Origin of the sequence: Bifidobacterium sp. 2450, assembly GCF_041900695.1 — a bacterium.
Taxonomy (GTDB): Bacteria; Actinomycetota; Actinomycetes; order Actinomycetales; family Bifidobacteriaceae; genus Bifidobacterium; species Bifidobacterium longum.
Genome location: NZ_JBHEEA010000014.1, coordinates 62,306 through 79,799, shown reverse-complemented (window position 1 = coordinate 79,799; position 17,494 = coordinate 62,306). Strand labels below are relative to the sequence as shown.

At 54.0% G+C, this 17,494-nt stretch carries 12 protein-coding genes; 3 read left to right on the top strand and 9 right to left on the bottom strand.

Translation table 11 applies throughout. From position 1 onward, the window contains the following. Nucleotides 1-54: 54 nt before the first annotated feature. From ACEUKI_RS08675 to ACEUKI_RS08645, 7 genes are all read right to left on the bottom strand, one after another. On the bottom strand, nucleotides 55-1,239 hold the full coding sequence (locus ACEUKI_RS08675) for an IS256 family transposase (protein WP_131218582.1): 1,185 nt from the start codon (nucleotides 1,237-1,239) through the stop codon (nucleotides 55-57). Nucleotides 1,240-1,682: 443 nt separating this feature from the next. Then, a complete protein-coding gene (locus ACEUKI_RS08670) occupies nucleotides 1,683-3,719 on the bottom strand; it encodes a glycosyltransferase (protein ID WP_080785758.1) in 2,037 nt (678 codons plus the stop codon). 27 nt (nucleotides 3,720-3,746) lie between these two features. Continuing rightward, nucleotides 3,747-5,084, bottom strand: a complete 1,338-nt coding sequence (locus ACEUKI_RS08665) for an ABC transporter ATP-binding protein (RefSeq protein WP_251848125.1) — start codon at nucleotides 5,082-5,084, stop codon at nucleotides 3,747-3,749. A gap of 11 nt (nucleotides 5,085-5,095) precedes the next feature. Then, on the bottom strand, nucleotides 5,096-5,932 hold the full coding sequence (locus ACEUKI_RS08660; RefSeq protein WP_080785756.1) for an ABC transporter permease: 837 nt from the start codon (nucleotides 5,930-5,932) through the stop codon (nucleotides 5,096-5,098). A gap of 173 nt (nucleotides 5,933-6,105) precedes the next feature. Next, nucleotides 6,106-7,980, bottom strand: a complete 1,875-nt coding sequence (locus tag ACEUKI_RS08655) for a glycosyltransferase (RefSeq protein WP_080785755.1) — start codon at nucleotides 7,978-7,980, stop codon at nucleotides 6,106-6,108. Between the two features lie 676 nt (nucleotides 7,981-8,656). Beyond that, the gene (locus ACEUKI_RS08650; RefSeq protein WP_080785754.1) at nucleotides 8,657-9,724 is read right to left on the bottom strand and encodes an acyltransferase family protein; all 1,068 of its coding nucleotides are present in this window, start codon (nucleotides 9,722-9,724) and stop codon (nucleotides 8,657-8,659) included. A gap of 50 nt (nucleotides 9,725-9,774) precedes the next feature. After that, entirely contained in the window at nucleotides 9,775-11,850 is a 2,076-nt protein-coding gene (locus ACEUKI_RS08645) for a hypothetical protein (protein ID WP_143248065.1), read from the bottom strand. A gap of 107 nt (nucleotides 11,851-11,957) precedes the next feature. On the opposite strand from ACEUKI_RS08645, the gene ACEUKI_RS08640 reads away from it, so the two are divergent. The 3 genes from ACEUKI_RS08640 (at nucleotide 11,958) to ACEUKI_RS08630 (ending at nucleotide 13,960) form a co-directional block, all read left to right on the top strand. Next, complete coding sequence (locus ACEUKI_RS08640; protein WP_080785752.1) at nucleotides 11,958-12,902, top strand: glycosyltransferase family 2 protein; 945 nt, start codon at nucleotides 11,958-11,960, stop codon at nucleotides 12,900-12,902. 54 nt (nucleotides 12,903-12,956) lie between these two features. Continuing rightward, a complete protein-coding gene (locus tag ACEUKI_RS08635) occupies nucleotides 12,957-13,172 on the top strand; it encodes a hypothetical protein (protein WP_374156729.1) in 216 nt (71 codons plus the stop codon). Between the two features lie 221 nt (nucleotides 13,173-13,393). Then, a complete protein-coding gene (locus tag ACEUKI_RS08630) occupies nucleotides 13,394-13,960 on the top strand; it encodes a hypothetical protein (RefSeq protein ID WP_143248063.1) in 567 nt (188 codons plus the stop codon). Here ACEUKI_RS08630 and ACEUKI_RS08625 read toward each other — a convergent pair. Beyond that, the gene (locus ACEUKI_RS08625; protein WP_179133565.1) at nucleotides 13,920-15,047 is read right to left on the bottom strand and encodes an acyltransferase; all 1,128 of its coding nucleotides are present in this window, start codon (nucleotides 15,045-15,047) and stop codon (nucleotides 13,920-13,922) included. The two genes, ACEUKI_RS08630 and ACEUKI_RS08625, sit on opposite strands and share 41 nt — an antisense overlap. Beyond that, a complete protein-coding gene (locus ACEUKI_RS08620) occupies nucleotides 15,047-17,143 on the bottom strand; it encodes a DUF4012 domain-containing protein (RefSeq protein ID WP_374156728.1) in 2,097 nt (698 codons plus the stop codon). The genes ACEUKI_RS08625 and ACEUKI_RS08620 overlap by 1 nt, the downstream gene beginning before the upstream one ends. Between the last annotated feature and the right edge of the window lie 351 nt (nucleotides 17,144-17,494).

Sequence of the window (17,494 nt, the reverse complement as noted above, 5' to 3'; positions counted from 1 at the left end):
GGTAGTGCCCGAACTCTTGCGCACTTTGGTCTTCGCCCGTCCCTGTGGCGGTGATCAGTTCGCTGCTGGTACGGTCTCACCGAGCCTTGACATGTCGAGGTAGCGGCGCGTCGACCACTCGTCGGATGTCACGTAGCGGACCCTCGCGCAGACGAGCATCAACGCGCTGCGTCCGTCGGGGAACGAGCCGACCACGCGGGTCCTGCGCCTGATCTCGCGGTTGAGCCGTTCGATCATGTTGTTGGTGCGGATCCGACGCCTATGCTCGCGCGGGTAGTCGTCGAGCAGGTAGGTCGTGGTCTCGCCGATGCCCTCGCGCAGGCATTTGGCGGCCTCCTTGAGTTTCCTGGATTCCATGTCCCGGGCGACGGATTCGGCCTTCTCCAACGCCTTGTCGCGTGATTCCATGGAGAACACGGCCTTCAGTGCGTCGGCCGCCCAGTCGCGGTTCCCGGGGTTGACCCTGGCGAGTATGTTGCGCTCGAAATGCACCATGCACCGCTGGTAGCGGGCATCGGGCAGCAGCTCGCCCGCGGCGGCGACCAGCCCCGCGCACCGATCTCCCGTCACCAGTCTCACGCCCTTGAGGCCTCGTGCGAGCATGCCTTTGATGAATTCGCGCCAGCTTTCCGCGTCCTCCTTCATGCCCTCGGCCACCGAAAGCACCTCGCGCCGCCCGTCCATGCCGACGCCGATGGCCACCAGGATGCTCACGTTCTCCACGGACCCGCCCCAGCACCTTTTGTGCCACACGCCGTCCATGAACAGGTACGGGTAATCCTGTTCGAGGGGCCTGCCCCGCCATGCGTCGATATCCGCATAGACGCGCTTGAGCTTGTCGCTCAGGGTCTGCGAGGGCATGCGGTCGCCCCACAGGAGCCGGCTGACATCATCGACCTGGCGGGTGGAGACGCCGGCCAGGTACATGTCGATCAAGGCCTCCTCGACGCTCTCCTCACGCCGACGGTATCGTTCGATCACGGCCGACTCGAACACCGCGCCCTTGAGTTTCGGCACTTTCAGGCTCATTTTGCCGGCCTTGACGGTCAGGTCGCGCTCGTAGTGGCCGGCCCGGTACGCCTTGCGGTCCCCGCTGCGCTCGTAGCGCGCGGCGCCGGTGATCTCGTCGGCCTCGGCGTCGAGCATCGCGTTCAGGGTCTCCTCGACGCTTTTGCGGACCATCCGGTCCAGGGTGGTTTCCAACATGGCCTGGTCGACCTGTAGAATCTGCTGTGACATGGCTTCGTGCCCTCGTTTCCAATCGCGGTTTTCTAATGTCTGGCGACTGAAAATCGTACACAGGACACGGGCCATGCCCCTATCTCAAGCCCAAACCAAAGTGCGCAAAATCTCAGGCGTTATCAACACAATAGCCGGAAACGCCCCTTACGCCTGCGGAACCAACAGCTCAACGACGAACCACCACCCACGAAAGCAGCAATAGTACCATGCTTGGCGACAGAAAACCGTACACAGGACACGGGCCATACCCCTACCTCAAGCCCAAACCAAAGCGCGCAAAATCTCGGACGTTATCAGATCAGCCGGCACCAGAGACAATCAAAGGGCCACCGGCTTGCGCTCCTTAATATCAGTGCGGGGCTGACGTCATCTCGCGTCAGCCCCGCACCTGTTTATTTACCTTGATTAAGGACCGCAGTTAACGGACCATCACGAATTCATCATGACTTGTTGCGTCGGTCCTCGGCAAAAATCCGCTCCCACGTCTTCAACGAGGGAAGATCATACGCACGATACTGCGCCGACAAACGCTTCCAGTCGCGCATGAGACGGCGGGTCAGGCGATACCCTTCCAGCAGGCTCTTGCGGAAATACCGATCGTCGCGCTTCAGCCAGGCCACTGAGTTGCCGTCGGGAGATGTGACCAAGGCGGAATCGATCGCACCGGAGGACAACCATGTCCACCAATAAGAGTCTTGTGCCGTAATCGCCACGTCCGGTCTCTTGGCATTCTTGGCATTCTTATTCGAAAATGCACTGCGCACAACGGCTTTTATGGCACACATATACCGTTGCTTGGTGGTGCCGGGGTGATGCCGCGGCGAAGCGATTTCACGCCTTGCCTCGGGAAAGTCCTCAAAGCTCGGTCGCGTCTGCGCATCGACGAACTCAGCACGCAGTTTGCGTACCTCGCCAAGTTTGGTCGGGAACGAATCCACAATATACTGCGGACCTCGCAGAATGTCCCGCAACCCGGCATGGTGCAAAGCCATTGCCGAATAGATGAATCGCAAGCCCACGATGGCGTCGCCGTACAAGATCTCGAACAGTATGTTCTTCGTCGGCTCGTCCGGCTGCAACAGCAGCGCGGCAATCCACCGGTTGCGGGGGAAGAAATATTCCTCCCATGTGCGAGCCGGATCCTTGCCGTGCCAAGCCTGATGCCACACCGCCACGCCCGGCAGGCACACCGTGGGGAATCCGGCTTTCTTGGCACGCAGACCGTATTCGATGTCGTCGAACTTGATGAACACCGGCAGAGACAAGCCAATCGTCTTCAGCACCTTGACCGGAATCAGGCACATCCACCAGCCGTTGAAATCCTCGTCAATGCGCTGATGGCGTTCAGGAGAGTCACGCAGTGGTTCTGCGGCAAAGTCGTGGTTGTACCCCAGTTCAAGGGATGACGTCATCCACATGCGCTGCCAGTTGATGCGTTCACCTTGCGTGTATAGCATGGTGCGATTGTCGAGATGGAGCATACCGCCGCCCACCAGCGACGGTTTGATCGTGTAATCGGAGAACTGCACCGCACGCAGAATGGCTTCCGGCTCGCTGATCGCATCATCGTCCAACAGCAGGCAGTAATCGCTCTTCCCCGCCTCCACGGTCTCGAACATGCCGCGGGAGAAACCGCCGGAACCGCCAAGATTACGCTGCTGTGTATAGGTCAGTTGGCTTCCCAGCGCCTTGGCGACTTCAGGATAGTCCGCCTGATCGCACACATGGTCGGTACCCTGATCGGTGCAATACACCGTGTCCAGTCGTTCGCGCAACGCCGCGGCATCGCGAATGGCTTTCAGCTGGTTCAGGCAGTAGGGAGCGCGGTTGAAGGTGGCGATGGCGATAGATAACGTAGTGCGGTGCGATGCGGTACGTTGCCCAGCCGGGGTCCGCCAAACAGCATTGCGAACTTTCAGATCGCCGTCATGTCTGCTTGCCTCGGCATCGAACCAGCAGAAGCCGCCATCCATGGTGTCCAACAGCGGAATTTCCACGGAAACGGTCCGCCACTGCCTAGCGCTTTTCACCGACAAATCACCCACTGCGGTAAACAGACCACGACCATTGGAACGGTACAGCACCAAACGTCCAGTGCCGCACACCTCAGCTTCAAACCGAACGGCATTCACACGGGTCCAGCGCCGCCAATACCCGGCAGGGAACGCATTGAAAAACGTGCACAGCGAAGTACGCCCGCCTTCATGCACGTGCAGTTCGGAGCGCCCCTCCAGCTCAAAGGTCTTGTCCGTGGCACCGGTGGTTTTGCCACCGGTGCCACGGCGAATCACACGCTGCAGCGCCGACTGATTCATACCACCGATATTCGCCGGATTCATATCGATACGCGGGTCAAGCACCGCATCCGAAAGAATAGGCTGAGTCCAGTCGAGCGCGTACAAAGGCCATACCTGATCGATATCACGCGTCGGATAGACGATACGGACCACGGTCTCCCATTCAGTGTTATTGCTCATACCGTCTCCTGTCACAGTTTCCCTGTTTCACCCTTCGAAGGGATCGAATTCGGACATAACCGTCACGTTCTCTTCCCCGTTCGCCGGCGTGATACGAATATGGTCATGATTCAATAATGCGTATGGGTCTCCTTTGGCGTTGCGAATCACGAAGCTGCAGGCATTGTCGCCCGTAGCCACGGCCACCATATCCGTGAAATTCGAATCCGTGGCACTCGGCGTGCGCAACGATGTGAACAGACGGAACTCGCCACTGTTGAAGAGGGAAAGAGGCACTTGGAAACGTACCGTATGATGACCATGTCGCTTCATTTTGAACACTTTTGCGCCTGTATCATAGGTGATGCCTCCACGACGGATATCGTTCATGGAAATTGCCAAATAAAAGTCACCAGGCTCATCGTACTGATATTCAACAGCGAATTCGAATACATCATCGCTGGTAAGCATCGACGGGGATACCGCGTAGGTCCTCAACAGCGGGCATCGCTCATTCAGGCCTTCGACGTACTCGCCCTTATCGGCCATTTCCTGGGCCTTACGCTCGTTATCCTTCTTCTCCGCCTCCAGATTAAGGAGTGTGTACTGGTCCGCAACGCTCTCCTTGTCTCCGATGGCTGCGACCTCACCATCTTTGATCAGCATGGCACGAGTACAATACTTCTTTACCGACCCCATATCATGGGTGACTAGAATAACCGTTTTAGAGGGGTCTTTGCTGACTTTGCGGAAGAAGTTATCACACTTACGTTGAAATGCTTCGTCTCCCACGGCAAGTACCTCATCGAGAACAAGAATATCGCCTTGCGCCTTAATGGCCACGGAAAATGCCAGACGAACCTGCATACCGCTGGAGTAGTTCTTCAGCTTCTGGTCCATGAAGTCTCCAAGCTCCGCGAATTCGACGATGTCGTCATACATCGCGTCAATCTCTTCATGGGTGAAGCCCAGCAGGCAGCCATTCAGATAGACGTTTTCGCGCCCGGTCAGTTCCGGGTTGAAGCCCACACCAAGTTCGATGAATGGAACCAACTTCCCAGTAACGGATACACTGCCCTTATTCGGGTAATAAATCTGAGAGATGATTTTCAGCAACGTGGATTTACCGCCACCGTTACGTCCGACAATGCCGAAGAACTCACCCTGATGGACCTCAAACGAGATATCCTTAAGCACTTCCTGCTTCTTATACCCCTTGATGCCCTTGGTCCAATTGATAAATGCCTGCTTCAATCCAGTGGCCTGTTCCGTCGGCAGTTTGAAATACTTGTTGACATGGTAGGCAGAAAGCACAACAGGCGCATCGAGATAGGCCAGTTCCTCTTCCTGTCCAGCAAGACGGGGATCATCGATCGTGGTGTCCATCTGCTTACTCATCACATGACCTCCGCGAATTTCTTGCTGTTCTTTCGGAATACATATACACCGACCCAAATCAGCACCACAGTCAATCCAAGGGGAATGGCAGGCACCCACCATGATCCGAATTGGTTCCATACTGTGGGCTGGGTTTCCGGTGCTATGAAGTTATGCCTGATATCCTGAATCGCCTGCGCAATAGGATTCAACAGTTCCAGTCGTGCCAGTTGCGCGTAGATGCCACCTTTGTCGGTAACATAGCTCAGCGGGTAAATAATCGGCATGCCATAGAAAATCATCTGTTGCAGCACTTCCCAAATATGGGCGATATCACGAAAATACGCATACATAGTGCTGAAGATAAGGGTTAATCCCAATGCCAAAATCCATAGCTGCAATACGCTGAAAGGCACCAGAATCACACGCCATGTGAAATGCACACGACTGAACAACGCAAATATCAATACGACCACATAGTTGATTGCCAGACTGATCATTGAACCAATCGTGGCGGAAACGACCACAATGTAATTGGGAAAATGAATCTTACGCAGCAAATCACCGCGATCCACAATGGATCGCAGTCCAATAGACGTGGCTTCGCCAACGAAGTTCCAAGAGCAGATGCCCAGCAGCAACACCACCGGGTAAGTGGGCGTGCCATCGGACATACGCAGGAATCGCGCAAATACCACATACATGACGGCAAACAGCATCAACGGCTTGAGCACCGACCACGCCACACCTAGGAACGAGCCCTGGTAGCGTAGCTTGAAATCCGTTTTCACCAATCCACGCAGAACAACCAGCGCATAGCGGTATCTGTCCTGAATTCGTTTTGCCACTGTCTTCACTGCGTTACATCCTATCAATTCTCATCGCAATTACCTTCGCATGGTACATTGTGCATTCGCATTACCGAGGATACGTATGTACCGATGATACTCTGCGCGCCACCACAGTATGAGGGGCGAACGCCTAGACCTCTAGTCAAGGGATTCGCCCCATCTTTGGACATCTACAACAATCAGTCCATATCCAAGTACTGCTTCCAGTACTTCACAGAGGTCAGCTCGGCACGGGCACTGGAGTATTCCTTGCGCAGGCGATCGATGTTCTTCTTGTAGTACTTCAGATCACGCTCGTAACGCTTTGTAATGGCAGCGTATCGCTTCGGATCCTTGACGCGAATGGCACCCTTCTTGTTGTACCAGTCAATGACAATCAGATACTTCTTGTTGTGGATGGCACCAGCCGGGTACGTCCAGCCAAGCACAGGGATGACCGCATAGCCTTTGCCCTCACTCTTGAGAATGCGCTGGCCATTATTCGTGGCGTAGTCCTGCAGGCGCTGAATCAGCGTACGGGGCTTGTCTCCATCCACCAACTGACGATCGATTTCGCTCAATTCGAAACCATCGAGTCCAAGATCATCAGCCTGCTGCTGCACCTCATCGAACGAGAACATCTTCTCCTTGTTCTTGTTGGCGCGCATGAAGCTGGCCTCAGCAGCGCCCTTCTGGGAGATGAACTTCGGGCCCTTGAGGAAGTCTTCGAATGCGTCCAGGCACAGCTCGGCATTGGCGTAGCCGAATTTCTTGAGCTCAAGACGAATATTGTTGTGCAACTCATGCATGAAATCGGAATGCGGGGCAAAACCGGTGGTGCACTGCGCAATCATGGTGTTGCGTGTGGTCTGGTAACGCTCCACAGCGGCGTTATACCGAACGTGGAAAGACATGTGCCAGATGCACAGACCGTTCATAGTAATGAGTTCTTTGCCGCAGCGCACACCATACTCAGCATCATCGCAACGCACGAATACCGGCAACGGCAGTCCATTCTCCCTGATGACGTTCATCGGAATGCAGCAATACCACCATGCAGCATATCTTTGTTTATCTTCTTCTACCTTACGTGACACCTTGAACGTCTCGTTGTAGACAACATCCTGAAACAGAGTCATGCGAAGATTCGGCTTAGCCGGAGCAAATGATCCTTCCGGCGTCATGTAACCTGTATCTTCCCACTGATCCTCACCGATCTCGTAATTCAGCATGGCTCCGCTGATCATCGCATTTGTGTATTCAGGCTTCAGCAGACGAAGAAGATTGTACGTGCGCTTGATGCTTTCCGGCGAAACCGCCACATCATCGTCCATGAGCAGAATATTGGTTGCAGGAACCTTCTGTTCCATGGCCTCAATCATGCCACGGGTAAATCCACCCGCTCCACCGACGTTCTGATTGGGACGGATATGCACATGCTCATCGCTGAGTTTCTCGGCGTCGAGGGTGCGTCCGTTGTCGATGACATACATGGTGAAGTGGTCAGCGATTTCCTCTCCGGAACCGAGAATCTGTTCTTTCACGAGACGGATATTGTTCTCGATGAAGCTTTCCTTCTTGAAGGTGGTGGTGGAAAGCACGAATTCGACCGGATGCAGTTCGTTGACGTATTCCACCGCGTAGTAGCTGTTATGGATTGCCACCTGTCCTTCGGTGGTGATGGTGAATCCCACGAGCACCGTATCGTCATTGGACTGGAGCTCCAAGTCAATGGTCTGCCACTCCTTTGACGCGGGGACTTCGGCGGTGACGGCTGCTACGGGTTCAGGGTGCGCTGAGAACACTCCACCCTCCGTTTGCTGGACATGCGCGGCCGCGCCTTTAAGCTCCAGATGCAGGAAGAAACGGGTGGCGTTTGTGTACTTCTTGAGTTTCTGCACGGACAACGAGTTGAAGTACGTGCAGAAGTCATACTCGCCTTTATCGCACAGTAGCCACGAATCGTCGGCCTTGTCCTCGATGACAGTTCCATCGGCCCTGCAATACAATGAAGGATAGCTCAACGAACGGGGGTTGCGCTCCAAGAGAACGTTGGCGAACTTGAATCTCGACATACTCACCTCAATCAACTGACAGAACTAAACACCACAAGCATAGTCGAAGGTCTATGACTATGCACAAAAGTGACATGCCTCATGTTCGATGCCGTGATAGCCGAGCGCGGTGCGTCATCGAACATGAGGCTGAACGGTGCCTGTCCTATTGACCTTGTTGTGTGGCAGACGTCCTGCCCCTATCGGTGCTCCGTTGTCGCTCCTGACTTGCTGGACGGGCCGGGTAAAATCTAAGAGACTCGTCGCGTTGGGGAATGTACGGGACGGCCGTGGGTCTGTCGCATATCCTATGGCTCTGCGGATCCGATGACTTATGGCATGGTCGGGTGGCCAACGTGCGGTAAGCCTTAGGGGGCAGGATTTGCGTTCATGATTGTGAGCCTGGCTGAGGTCATTTGTCGCATTCATGAATCAAGGATTGTTTTAGGGACATGAGCGCATCCTGAATCATGCGACTGCCTAGACATGCCGACTGATCCGAACAGGGCATAAGCGGACAAGCCGTTCACCTGAAGCGCAGATGCCGCAACGTGACTCGAAGCAGGCCGAGGACGAGGGCCCACTCACCCTCGATGAGGCGTAGTTCGAATCTCACTGGTGATTCTCATTGAGGAATACGGCCAGACGTCTCAGAGATGTACCTTACATAGGAACAACGCCGTATTGCAGGTATGCTCTAATTGTTGTTGACAGACGGCACTCTCTTTTCGAGATATGGGAAGAAAAGCTTATTGACACGGGGTATACAAAAAACAGCATACGCCAGAGCGGCATCAAGTGCGACTCGCACCAGAAAGACGACAAGCCACAGGATGTCTGATCTAATCAGATTTGCGGCATATGGCAGTAAGATTTGCCAAGGAGTGACATCATCTTCAATGATATGTACGCATAGAAGAGCAAGACTGTTTTTACCAAACTTGGAAAAAAGAATGGATAGAGAATTAATTTTTTTGTCCAAGAGCATCGAAATAGCAAGAATGCAAACAGTTCCTGCAAGGGTGCCAGCAATCGAAAGGGCAAAGTGGAAACCATGGCCGTATATATTCATTGCCATACTGAAACCGTTGAACTCGGCAATAGCTAAAAGCCAGATTGCGCCACAAGGTAATACAATCCACCAATGCTGACGGCAGTATCGGTGAATATCATACTTTCTGGCAAGCGTGCCGCAATATACGAAAGCCGATGCGGTCATTCCCGACTGGATGCTCAAAGGGAGCCAGCATATACGCGAGGAAAGATATCCGACAATAAACAATGGGGCAATCATAAGCAATGGGTATTTGCATCTAAAGGAGAGATGAACAAATAAATGAGCCCAGAACAGGCCAAGCAAAAACCATAATGCTCCTATACGGAAAGGAACTGGCCAAGCGTAATTCCCAAAATCTCCAGCGCCATAAAATGCAGCAGCTAGCCAGCCATTAAACGTAGTTCTTAAACCGCTGCCAATCATTAAGGAATTCAGGGTATTGACTAACATGATAACACATGCAGTAATCGCATATGTGGCAATAAGTTCACGGCTTTCTTTGCGCCAGCGAAAATCGCGCTCTGGGTGCATGAAATAACCGGATAGTATAAAAAATAGTGGCATATGGAAGGTAAAGCAGACATGATACAGAAGAATTCCTGTAGAGGATTGCGGGAAGAACGCTTTTGAAATAAGAATGCTATGCCCCAACATGACGGCAAGTATTGCGATGCCTTTTGCAATGTCAAAATAACGAATTCTGTTCATAATACTCCCACCTCAGAGGTCCTTACCGGGTAACAAATATTAGAGCTACATTACAGTGCGGTGAACCATGAGGCGGTATCCCAGATTACCTTGAGGCTTACGGAGCCGCCCATTATAAATTGCTTAAAGTAAAGCATGAGCGAAGAAACAAGGACACAACACGTAATTGCCTTAATAAGGATTACGCTGGTATGTGGGCCGAATGTATCTTGCGATATCGACACATTTCGACTGTGGTAAAGTCCTATATTAGAGGAGTACAACATCAGAGTACAAGCCAATATGATTGACCAGTTAAAGTCGAGCATGTATCTTAAATCATAACCCACTATATGTGAGTCAAAGGCAAAAACGATTATGGAATAAATTAACAAAGTGCAACAAGTGCTAAAGAGTCCGTTCTTCCTCATGTTTGACTTCCAGAATGTAGGGAAGAACATAATGAAGGCAAAAGGTGCTATAAAAGTAAAGAATCCGCCATAGCTTGGTTGCATCGGCAGCCATAGAGGCATTGGATTAGGTGTATTCATTATGAATGGGAAGCCTGTTGAAATATTTGGAGGCTGCAAGAAATACAAAAACGCCAAGGGAGCCAGCAATGAGACAGGCAACTGATGATGAGTCATATCGTAACCTGTTAGATTATAATTTGCGCCAAAGTCCAGTATGCTCCCGAATCGGAGATAGTTATATAGGGCGAATGGAATCAAGCCGATAACAAATGGGATAATTACACTCGACCATATACTGATTTCCTTTACCAGTCCTTGTCTATTGCCCTTTCCTTCAACCCATAGATCGACAATCTCTTTCCAGAAAAGTGGAACTGCGACGATAAGTGATAGCATAAATTGAGGACGGCAGCCAATGACCATGGCGGCACTCAAAGCACCCAGAGACATCCAGATTTTGCTAAGATTGTGAGTTTTAGCTTCAATCCAGCATATAAAGGCCAGCTGTATAAATACTAGTGCGGATGTCTGAGGAATTTGATAGAAAAGACCGATCTGGATATTGTGTGCTATCCCGCTGCCTAGGAACATGAAAATGCATGCAAGAAGGACCACTCCGGTATTAATCGAATGTTTTGTGTTGACAAGACGTGCAAGTTGAACACATAGCAGAATGCCGAGTATAAATGCCAAAATACCTAGAATGATAACGGCATATCCTACAGGCATGTAGTGACCTGTCGCTAACTGGTATGGAACAAACAAAAGCACGGCGGGAAGAACGCCGAAGTAGCTATAGTATTTACCATCCTTAAAAGCGGTGTCAAACAAAATCGGCAAATCACTATTTCTAGAAAGAGCGATTCGCGACGCCGCATCATAAGGATTATCCATTGCGGCCAAACCTGGATCTACCGGTATGTCCAAATATACGTGGCCATGAATCAATGCATCCGCGACATGTGCATATTGGTCCGCGTCGAAATAAGAGCCGTTGGGAAGACGATTGATGCCTCCTGTTGTATGAAGCCCGCCAGACTCCCCCCAAAACCACAGCAACGATACGCATCCCACTGCTGCGGTGACAACAATCGGTGTAACGCATCTTATGTTGCGCGCGGAAAATGGGATTTGATACAATATTGACTTTGGACGGACTGCTAAATATGTGGAAATCAATACCACTTCCAAAATCAGCCGTGATAGACTGATGCGGAACGGGACGCGCGGGTTTGCCACATATTGACTTACTGGTATTATGTCGCCATTGGCTGCCTCGATTTTCAGCCTGATTTTTGTGGTTAGGCCGCCAACATGTATATATCTTGAATTATTTACCAGTGGGGAGTAACCGGACTCTCCCGTTGCTTCATACCAATTGCCATCCTGTGCTTTTTTTGTTGACATTTTCCATTTTACTTGATTTATTCCGTCTTCACCTGATGATGGTGTAATATAGAAGTAGTTAATTACATCTTTATTTTTAAATTCAATCCAAGAAGATTCATTATTGGTAATCTTGGCTTTTCCCTCATTTGTCTTTTCCAGACCGGGGCCCAGGGACGGGGTCATTGCGGTGCCACTATTGGTGAGTGTGGCCCAAAATGGGAAATTAAATACAAACACTTCCAAAACAAGGAGAATGACAACTCCGACCACGATGGGATTCTTCATCCTGCCTTGAATACCTGCTCTCCAAGCTTCCCATATGTTCATTCGACCATGATAGCGCCTGAACTAGAGAACGCGGTCAGACCAGTGGAACCGTTATAGTTGAATATATGCCTGAAGCAAATAATGATACCTCCATTGCCGTGCTCCTCCCCTGCTACAACGAGGAAGTCACTATCGGTAAGGTCGTGCGTGACTTTAAAGCCGCTTTACCGAAAGCCACCGTCTACGTATATGACAACAATTCTACGGACCGCACCGCCGAAATTGCCGCGGCTGAAGGCGCGATCGTCCGCAGGGAGCCACGCCAAGGCAAGGGCAACGTAATCCGCGCCATGTTCGAGGACATCGATGCCGACGTGTACGTCATGGCCGACGGTGATGATACGTATCCCGCCGACGCCGCGCCCGCCATGGTGGCCAAGGTGCTCGAAGGCTACGACATGGTGATCGGCGACCGCCTCTCCTCCACATACTTCCAGGAGAACAAGCGTCCGTTCCACAACTTCGGTAATCGTCTTGTACGTGGCTCTATCAACGGACTGTTCGGAGCACATGTCACCGACATCATGACCGGATACCGCGCGTTCAGCTTCACGTTCGTCAAAACCTACCCCGTGCTTTCGCGAGGCTTCGAGGTCGAGACCGAGATGACCATCCACTCGCTGAACAACAACCTGCGACTCTACGAGATGCCAATCCAGTACCGTGACCGCCCCGAAGGCTCAGTGTCCAAGCTGGACACCGTAGGTGACGGCATCAAGGTCATGAGCACCATCTTCCGCATGATCCGCGAATACAAGCCCCTCCCCCTCTTCGGCGGATTGGGCCTAATCATCGGCATCGTTGGCATTGTGCTCTGCGGCACCGTTACCTTCGAATTCGCCAAGACCGGCGTGGTCACCCACTTCCCCACGCTGATCGGCGCGGTGATGCTGGTCATCACGGGGCTCCTGCTCATCATCGCCGGCATCATCCTGGACGTCATGGCCAAGAATGACCGCAAGACCTTCGTCATTGAAACCAACAAAATCGCATACAACAAGAGGCACTGACAGCGACGTACTAAAAGATGGGGGCGCAACCGTGAGTCGCACCCCCATCTTTTAGTGTCAGCCCAAACCGCAAAATATTTCCCCTCTGATTTGGCACGCATCAAAATGTCTTTCCAGTGGGAGGATTCGCGCATGCTGTACGGGCTACAGATGATTGACATGGCTCTTTTCATGTGTGGACGTACGAGCGGCATCGACAGCGCCAAGAAATTAAATGACGGAGACAAAGCCGTGCTAAAAATCGTTGATGTTATTCGCCCTCCATCATAAATGTGGACACGGGTTCAAGGCTTCTCATCAGATGAAGTCATGCTCATCAAACCTACTTACGCAACATCCAACGCTGGGCATTAGTACCGTTGCTGGAATAGAGCTGAACGTTGGCACCATTAATGAGGGAACCGTTCTCCAAATCATACGTCTAGGACCCTTCCAGAACTGCCTTCAAATATCGCTCAATCACCACCAACACCTCATATATAGCGGGACATATGTCTGATGCCTCCGATGCCTCTGATGCTGTTTCTACTCCTTTGACCGTGTTCTCACGAGTGGCGGCGAGCGCTGCATGGAAGCGGCTGAACCGCCTGATGCCGGCCTTGGCTGCTGCAGTGATCTTGGCAATGGGTTTCGTGCTGATTGCGGTGACGACTGCCGGGCATATTCCAGACGCATGGGCGCACACATATCGCATCGACGGCATCGTCAACGGGGATGTGCTGGCTCGGCCAGTCGACTCGACCAGCATTCTGCATTCGGGCAGCGGCAATGTGGGCGGGTGCGTGAGCCGTGATTGGATCCAGTTCTCCATCTCGGCCGATTCCATGGCACAGGCGCTGTGCCTATTGTTCGCGTGTCTGCTGTTTTCCTGCATGGCCGGCCCGCGCGCCGGTAACGGACGATTGGCCGCGCTTATGACCGTGGGCGTGCTGATGGACATGTCGAAATTCACGTTCACCCCGCTTCTGCTGCTGGGATTCCTGGCTTTGATACCGTGGCATAGCGCCGTATCCAAATCTACAGCCGTACCTTCCGTAACAGACGCTGCACGGGCTTAAGCACCACAGTATCGGCTATCACCGCAAATAGCAGCGCCACCAGCAACGTAGCGCCAAACATCAGCACGCTGATACCCGCATACGACCATCCGTCCGTGGGCGCGGGAATCCTCGGGCCGATCAGCACCTTGGACAGCGGCGAATGCACCAGATAGATCGTGTAGGAGTACCCCGCCAGCCAGGTGATCGCCCTGCGCAGCCGTGCCGACGCCGGATGCACGTCGTACCGGAAGAACAGGAACACCGCGGCCACCACCACCGCGAAGGAAACCGTGAGCGTGCGGCCGACCTGAATCTGCTGGCCGGCGAACAGGTACGGCGTGGCGACGGTCCAGGCCAGGGCGAACGGCGCCAACGCGTACAAGCCGCGCCGCGCCCGCGTGGACGGCGGATAGTATTCCAGCACGAAACCGAGCAGATAGTAGACCAGCAGTCCCCGCCAGGGGAACGACTGCAGGAACGTCAACGGGTATCCGGCAAGATTGCAGATCTGCTCGGCGGCGGCCACGGCGGCGGCCAGGCCGATCAGCAGCCAGGCGCCCGACCGGCCTATCGCGCGCATCATCGCGGCCAGGAACGGCGTCGCCAGCACGAAACCGGCGAGCATGAACACGAACCAGTACACGGAGTCGTCATACCCGGAGAACAGGTCGAACAGCATGCCGGAGAAGGCCCCGCCGACCGGGCGATGGTCGACCGCCAGATAGGCCACGAACCCCATGCCGCCCGCATACAGCAGATACGGCACGATCAGCGAGACGAACCGTTTGTAGTAGTAGCGCGCGTACGGCGCGAGACCATTGGGGCGGGGCCGACCGGCGCCTTGCGCGGCATCGAATGTCAGGTTGAACCGGCCGGACACCATGATGAACAGCGGATTGCAGACCATGAACAACGCGAACAGCACGAATCGCACCGTTTCTGCGCTGCCGGCGAGGGTCATCTTGACAGGCATGTAATTGTTGATCACGTGGACGCCGATGACCAGACACATCGCCACCACGCGCAGCAGATCGTAGTTCACGTCGCGCGGCTTGCCGGCGACGCCGACACCGGCGGCGTCGGAAACGGAATCGGGCATGGTCATCACATGGATCCCGCCAGGGACTTCAGATCGACCGGGCAGCTGATCTGGCTCTTCAGCTTGTCCAAGGCGTCCAGGCCGGCCGAGGGATCGGAGGACGCGCCCTTATGCGCGTCGTTCCTGCCGCCGTCCGCGCCGCCGTTCGCACCATCGGCGCCGTTCGTACTGCTCTTATCCGCCGGGCACTCATCGGTCACCTTACCGTTGGAGCCCGTCTCGATGCCATCCGCATTCACCACCGGCGTGGTTACCACGTTCAGTGGATGTGTGGCATCGCTGCTGACCCGAACGGTATAAGCAATCGTCAATTCTTTTCCGGGCTCGATCCACTGCTGGTTGAACATAATGTACTGACGGTCATACAGGCTCGCGGTGTTGGTACCCCATGAATCTATATCAGCCTGCACAGCGGTGATTTCGCCACCGTACGGGGCGGTAAGCACCACGCGGTACAACATGCCGCCGAGCACTGGATTCTCCGAGCCGCCATTAACGAAATCAGGCAACGATTCGGCCTTAGCCTTAGTCAGCGTGTTCTTCATGGTGAAGGTGACCGTGTATTCGTCACCGAGCTGATCTTCCGTAAACTGACCCAGATGCGTGTTACGCACGGCTGTCGTGATGCGCTTATCCAGCACGCCAGAATACAGGGCGTTCTGGCTGGCCGAGGCGTCGCCGCAGGTTTTGGTGACCGTGGTGGAGGTCTTCAGATACCAATCCTGCTTGCCTTGCTGCAGCTCCGAAAGATAGATGCCAGCTTCGGGCATCTGGCTGTCGGCGGACAACTCGCCACTGGCCTTGTCGTCGATGAGTCCGGTGGTAATCAGCGCCTCCTGCTCATCCGGATCAGCCATCCATAGCTTGAAATGACCGCTAGCGCTGGTATCTCTGATTGCCTTCAACAGCGGGGATGCGGTGGAAGCATTCGCGTTGCCAAGCACGTGGTTCATGATTGCTTGAGCCGCTTCGGAAACGAAGCTGTTCTGCTGCTCGAAGTCCGGGTAATCCGTGTACAGGTCTGAAGCGAAGAACGGCACCGTGGTGGTGCCATCCAGCACTCGGCCGTCCGAAAGCTTGACCTTGCCTGTGGCTCCCAGCAATGCCTGGAGGAATACGGGGTCGAATGACAATACACCCGCTACGTTCGCGTCTTCGTTGCCTTTCTGATACAGCCACATGTATTTGTTCATCTGTGCCACACGCTGGAATTCGGGGTCGATGGTCGTGGTGGCCGGGTACTGGTCAAAAGTGTCACCAAATACCTGGCGCTCCTTCAGCACCGTATCATCCATTGGCTTCTCAGGAATGTCCCAACCAGAAGTGGTGGCGAAATCACCGATGGTAATCGTGCCCTTATCTGCCGTGATTGCGGCGATGGTGCCCACCATGCCGCCCGCCGAACGCAGCTCGGCCGGGTTCTGCACCATCACCAGATACGTGCGCTTGCCGTCCTCGCCAAGCAGTTGCGGCAGCAAGTTAATGAGGCCATCGTATTCGCTGAGCATCGAATCCACGGTCTTGAGCGCAGCCTTTTCGGCTTCGAGCACGGTGGCCACCTTGGCGACGCTCGGAGTCGGCACCTTGCTGAGCTTGGTGAGCTGCTGCGAGATATCCTTATGCGCCTGCTTGACGATATCCGGCATATCCATCAGGGCGCTGACGTCCACCGAGCCATTCTTCAGGGAGAAGCCCTGCAATCGTTTGGATAGGTTCAGCAGATCAGTGAACGGACCGTTGACCAGCGTATCCACGGAAGCCAGCATTTCGCGGGCAGCGGTGATGTCGCTGCCAAATCGCGAATGGTCGCGGAAGAAGTCCCACTGTGGGCCGTTCAGCTCCTCGTTGAGATCATTGGTGGCATTGACCAACTCTTGGGAGATGTCCGACAGACTCTTATCGCTGCCGCAGCCAAGTGCCGAATTGGCCAGACCTTCGGCGGATGTCAGCACACGCTGCGCATCCGTGGCCATTCTCGAGACGGATGCCGCGTAGAGCGTGACCACACAGGTGACGCTGGCCAGCAACGTCAGCAGCAGCACAACCGCCACTCGCGCCCATATCGGCGTACGGCTGACCAGCGAACGGCCGTTGCCACCCACGTGCTGGGGAGTCTTCAGGTTTACGGGACCCGTCTGCTGATTTGCAGCGCTATTCGTAGATGCGGAGCGATTGGATTTTCCGTTACCGGCATGACGGCTTCTCCTACGCCCCACAGCCTTATGGCTCGAATGCCCTGAAGTGAATCGCATACTTACCCTGCCTGAAAATCTGCTCAGCTCATACTCTTATCCAGCGGCGCGAGGCCACGCTTCCGGATGCCGGACTCCGGGCGAATCCGGAATCGCAGACATGCCGGAGCACACGTGACGCCACGCATATCTCATGCCAGTGTACCGATGCCACCGAAATAGACCGAGGGTTTATCCCATACCGGGTGCAAATCCCCGCAT

Excerpts from the sequence above, each read along its gene's own strand:
- ACEUKI_RS08640 (WP_080785752.1), top strand. The coding sequence starts at position 11,958 with ATGCCTGAAGCAAATAATGATACCTCCATTGCCGTGCTCCTCCCCTGC.
- ACEUKI_RS08675 (WP_131218582.1), bottom strand. The coding sequence starts at position 1,239 with ATGTCACAGCAGATTCTACAGGTCGACCAGGCCATGTTGGAAACCACC.
- ACEUKI_RS08655 (WP_080785755.1), bottom strand. The coding sequence starts at position 7,980 with ATGTCGAGATTCAAGTTCGCCAACGTTCTCTTGGAGCGCAACCCCCGT.
- ACEUKI_RS08630 (WP_143248063.1), top strand. The coding sequence starts at position 13,394 with ATGTCTGATGCCTCCGATGCCTCTGATGCTGTTTCTACTCCTTTGACC.
- ACEUKI_RS08650 (WP_080785754.1), bottom strand. The coding sequence starts at position 9,724 with ATGAACAGAATTCGTTATTTTGACATTGCAAAAGGCATCGCAATACTT.
- ACEUKI_RS08670 (WP_080785758.1), bottom strand. The coding sequence starts at position 3,719 with ATGAGCAATAACACTGAATGGGAGACCGTGGTCCGTATCGTCTATCCG.
- ACEUKI_RS08665 (WP_251848125.1), bottom strand. The coding sequence starts at position 5,084 with ATGGACACCACGATCGATGATCCCCGTCTTGCTGGACAGGAAGAGGAA.
- ACEUKI_RS08625 (WP_179133565.1), bottom strand. The coding sequence starts at position 15,047 with ATGACCATGCCCGATTCCGTTTCCGACGCCGCCGGTGTCGGCGTCGCC.
- ACEUKI_RS08645 (WP_143248065.1), bottom strand. The coding sequence starts at position 11,850 with ATGAAGAATCCCATCGTGGTCGGAGTTGTCATTCTCCTTGTTTTGGAA.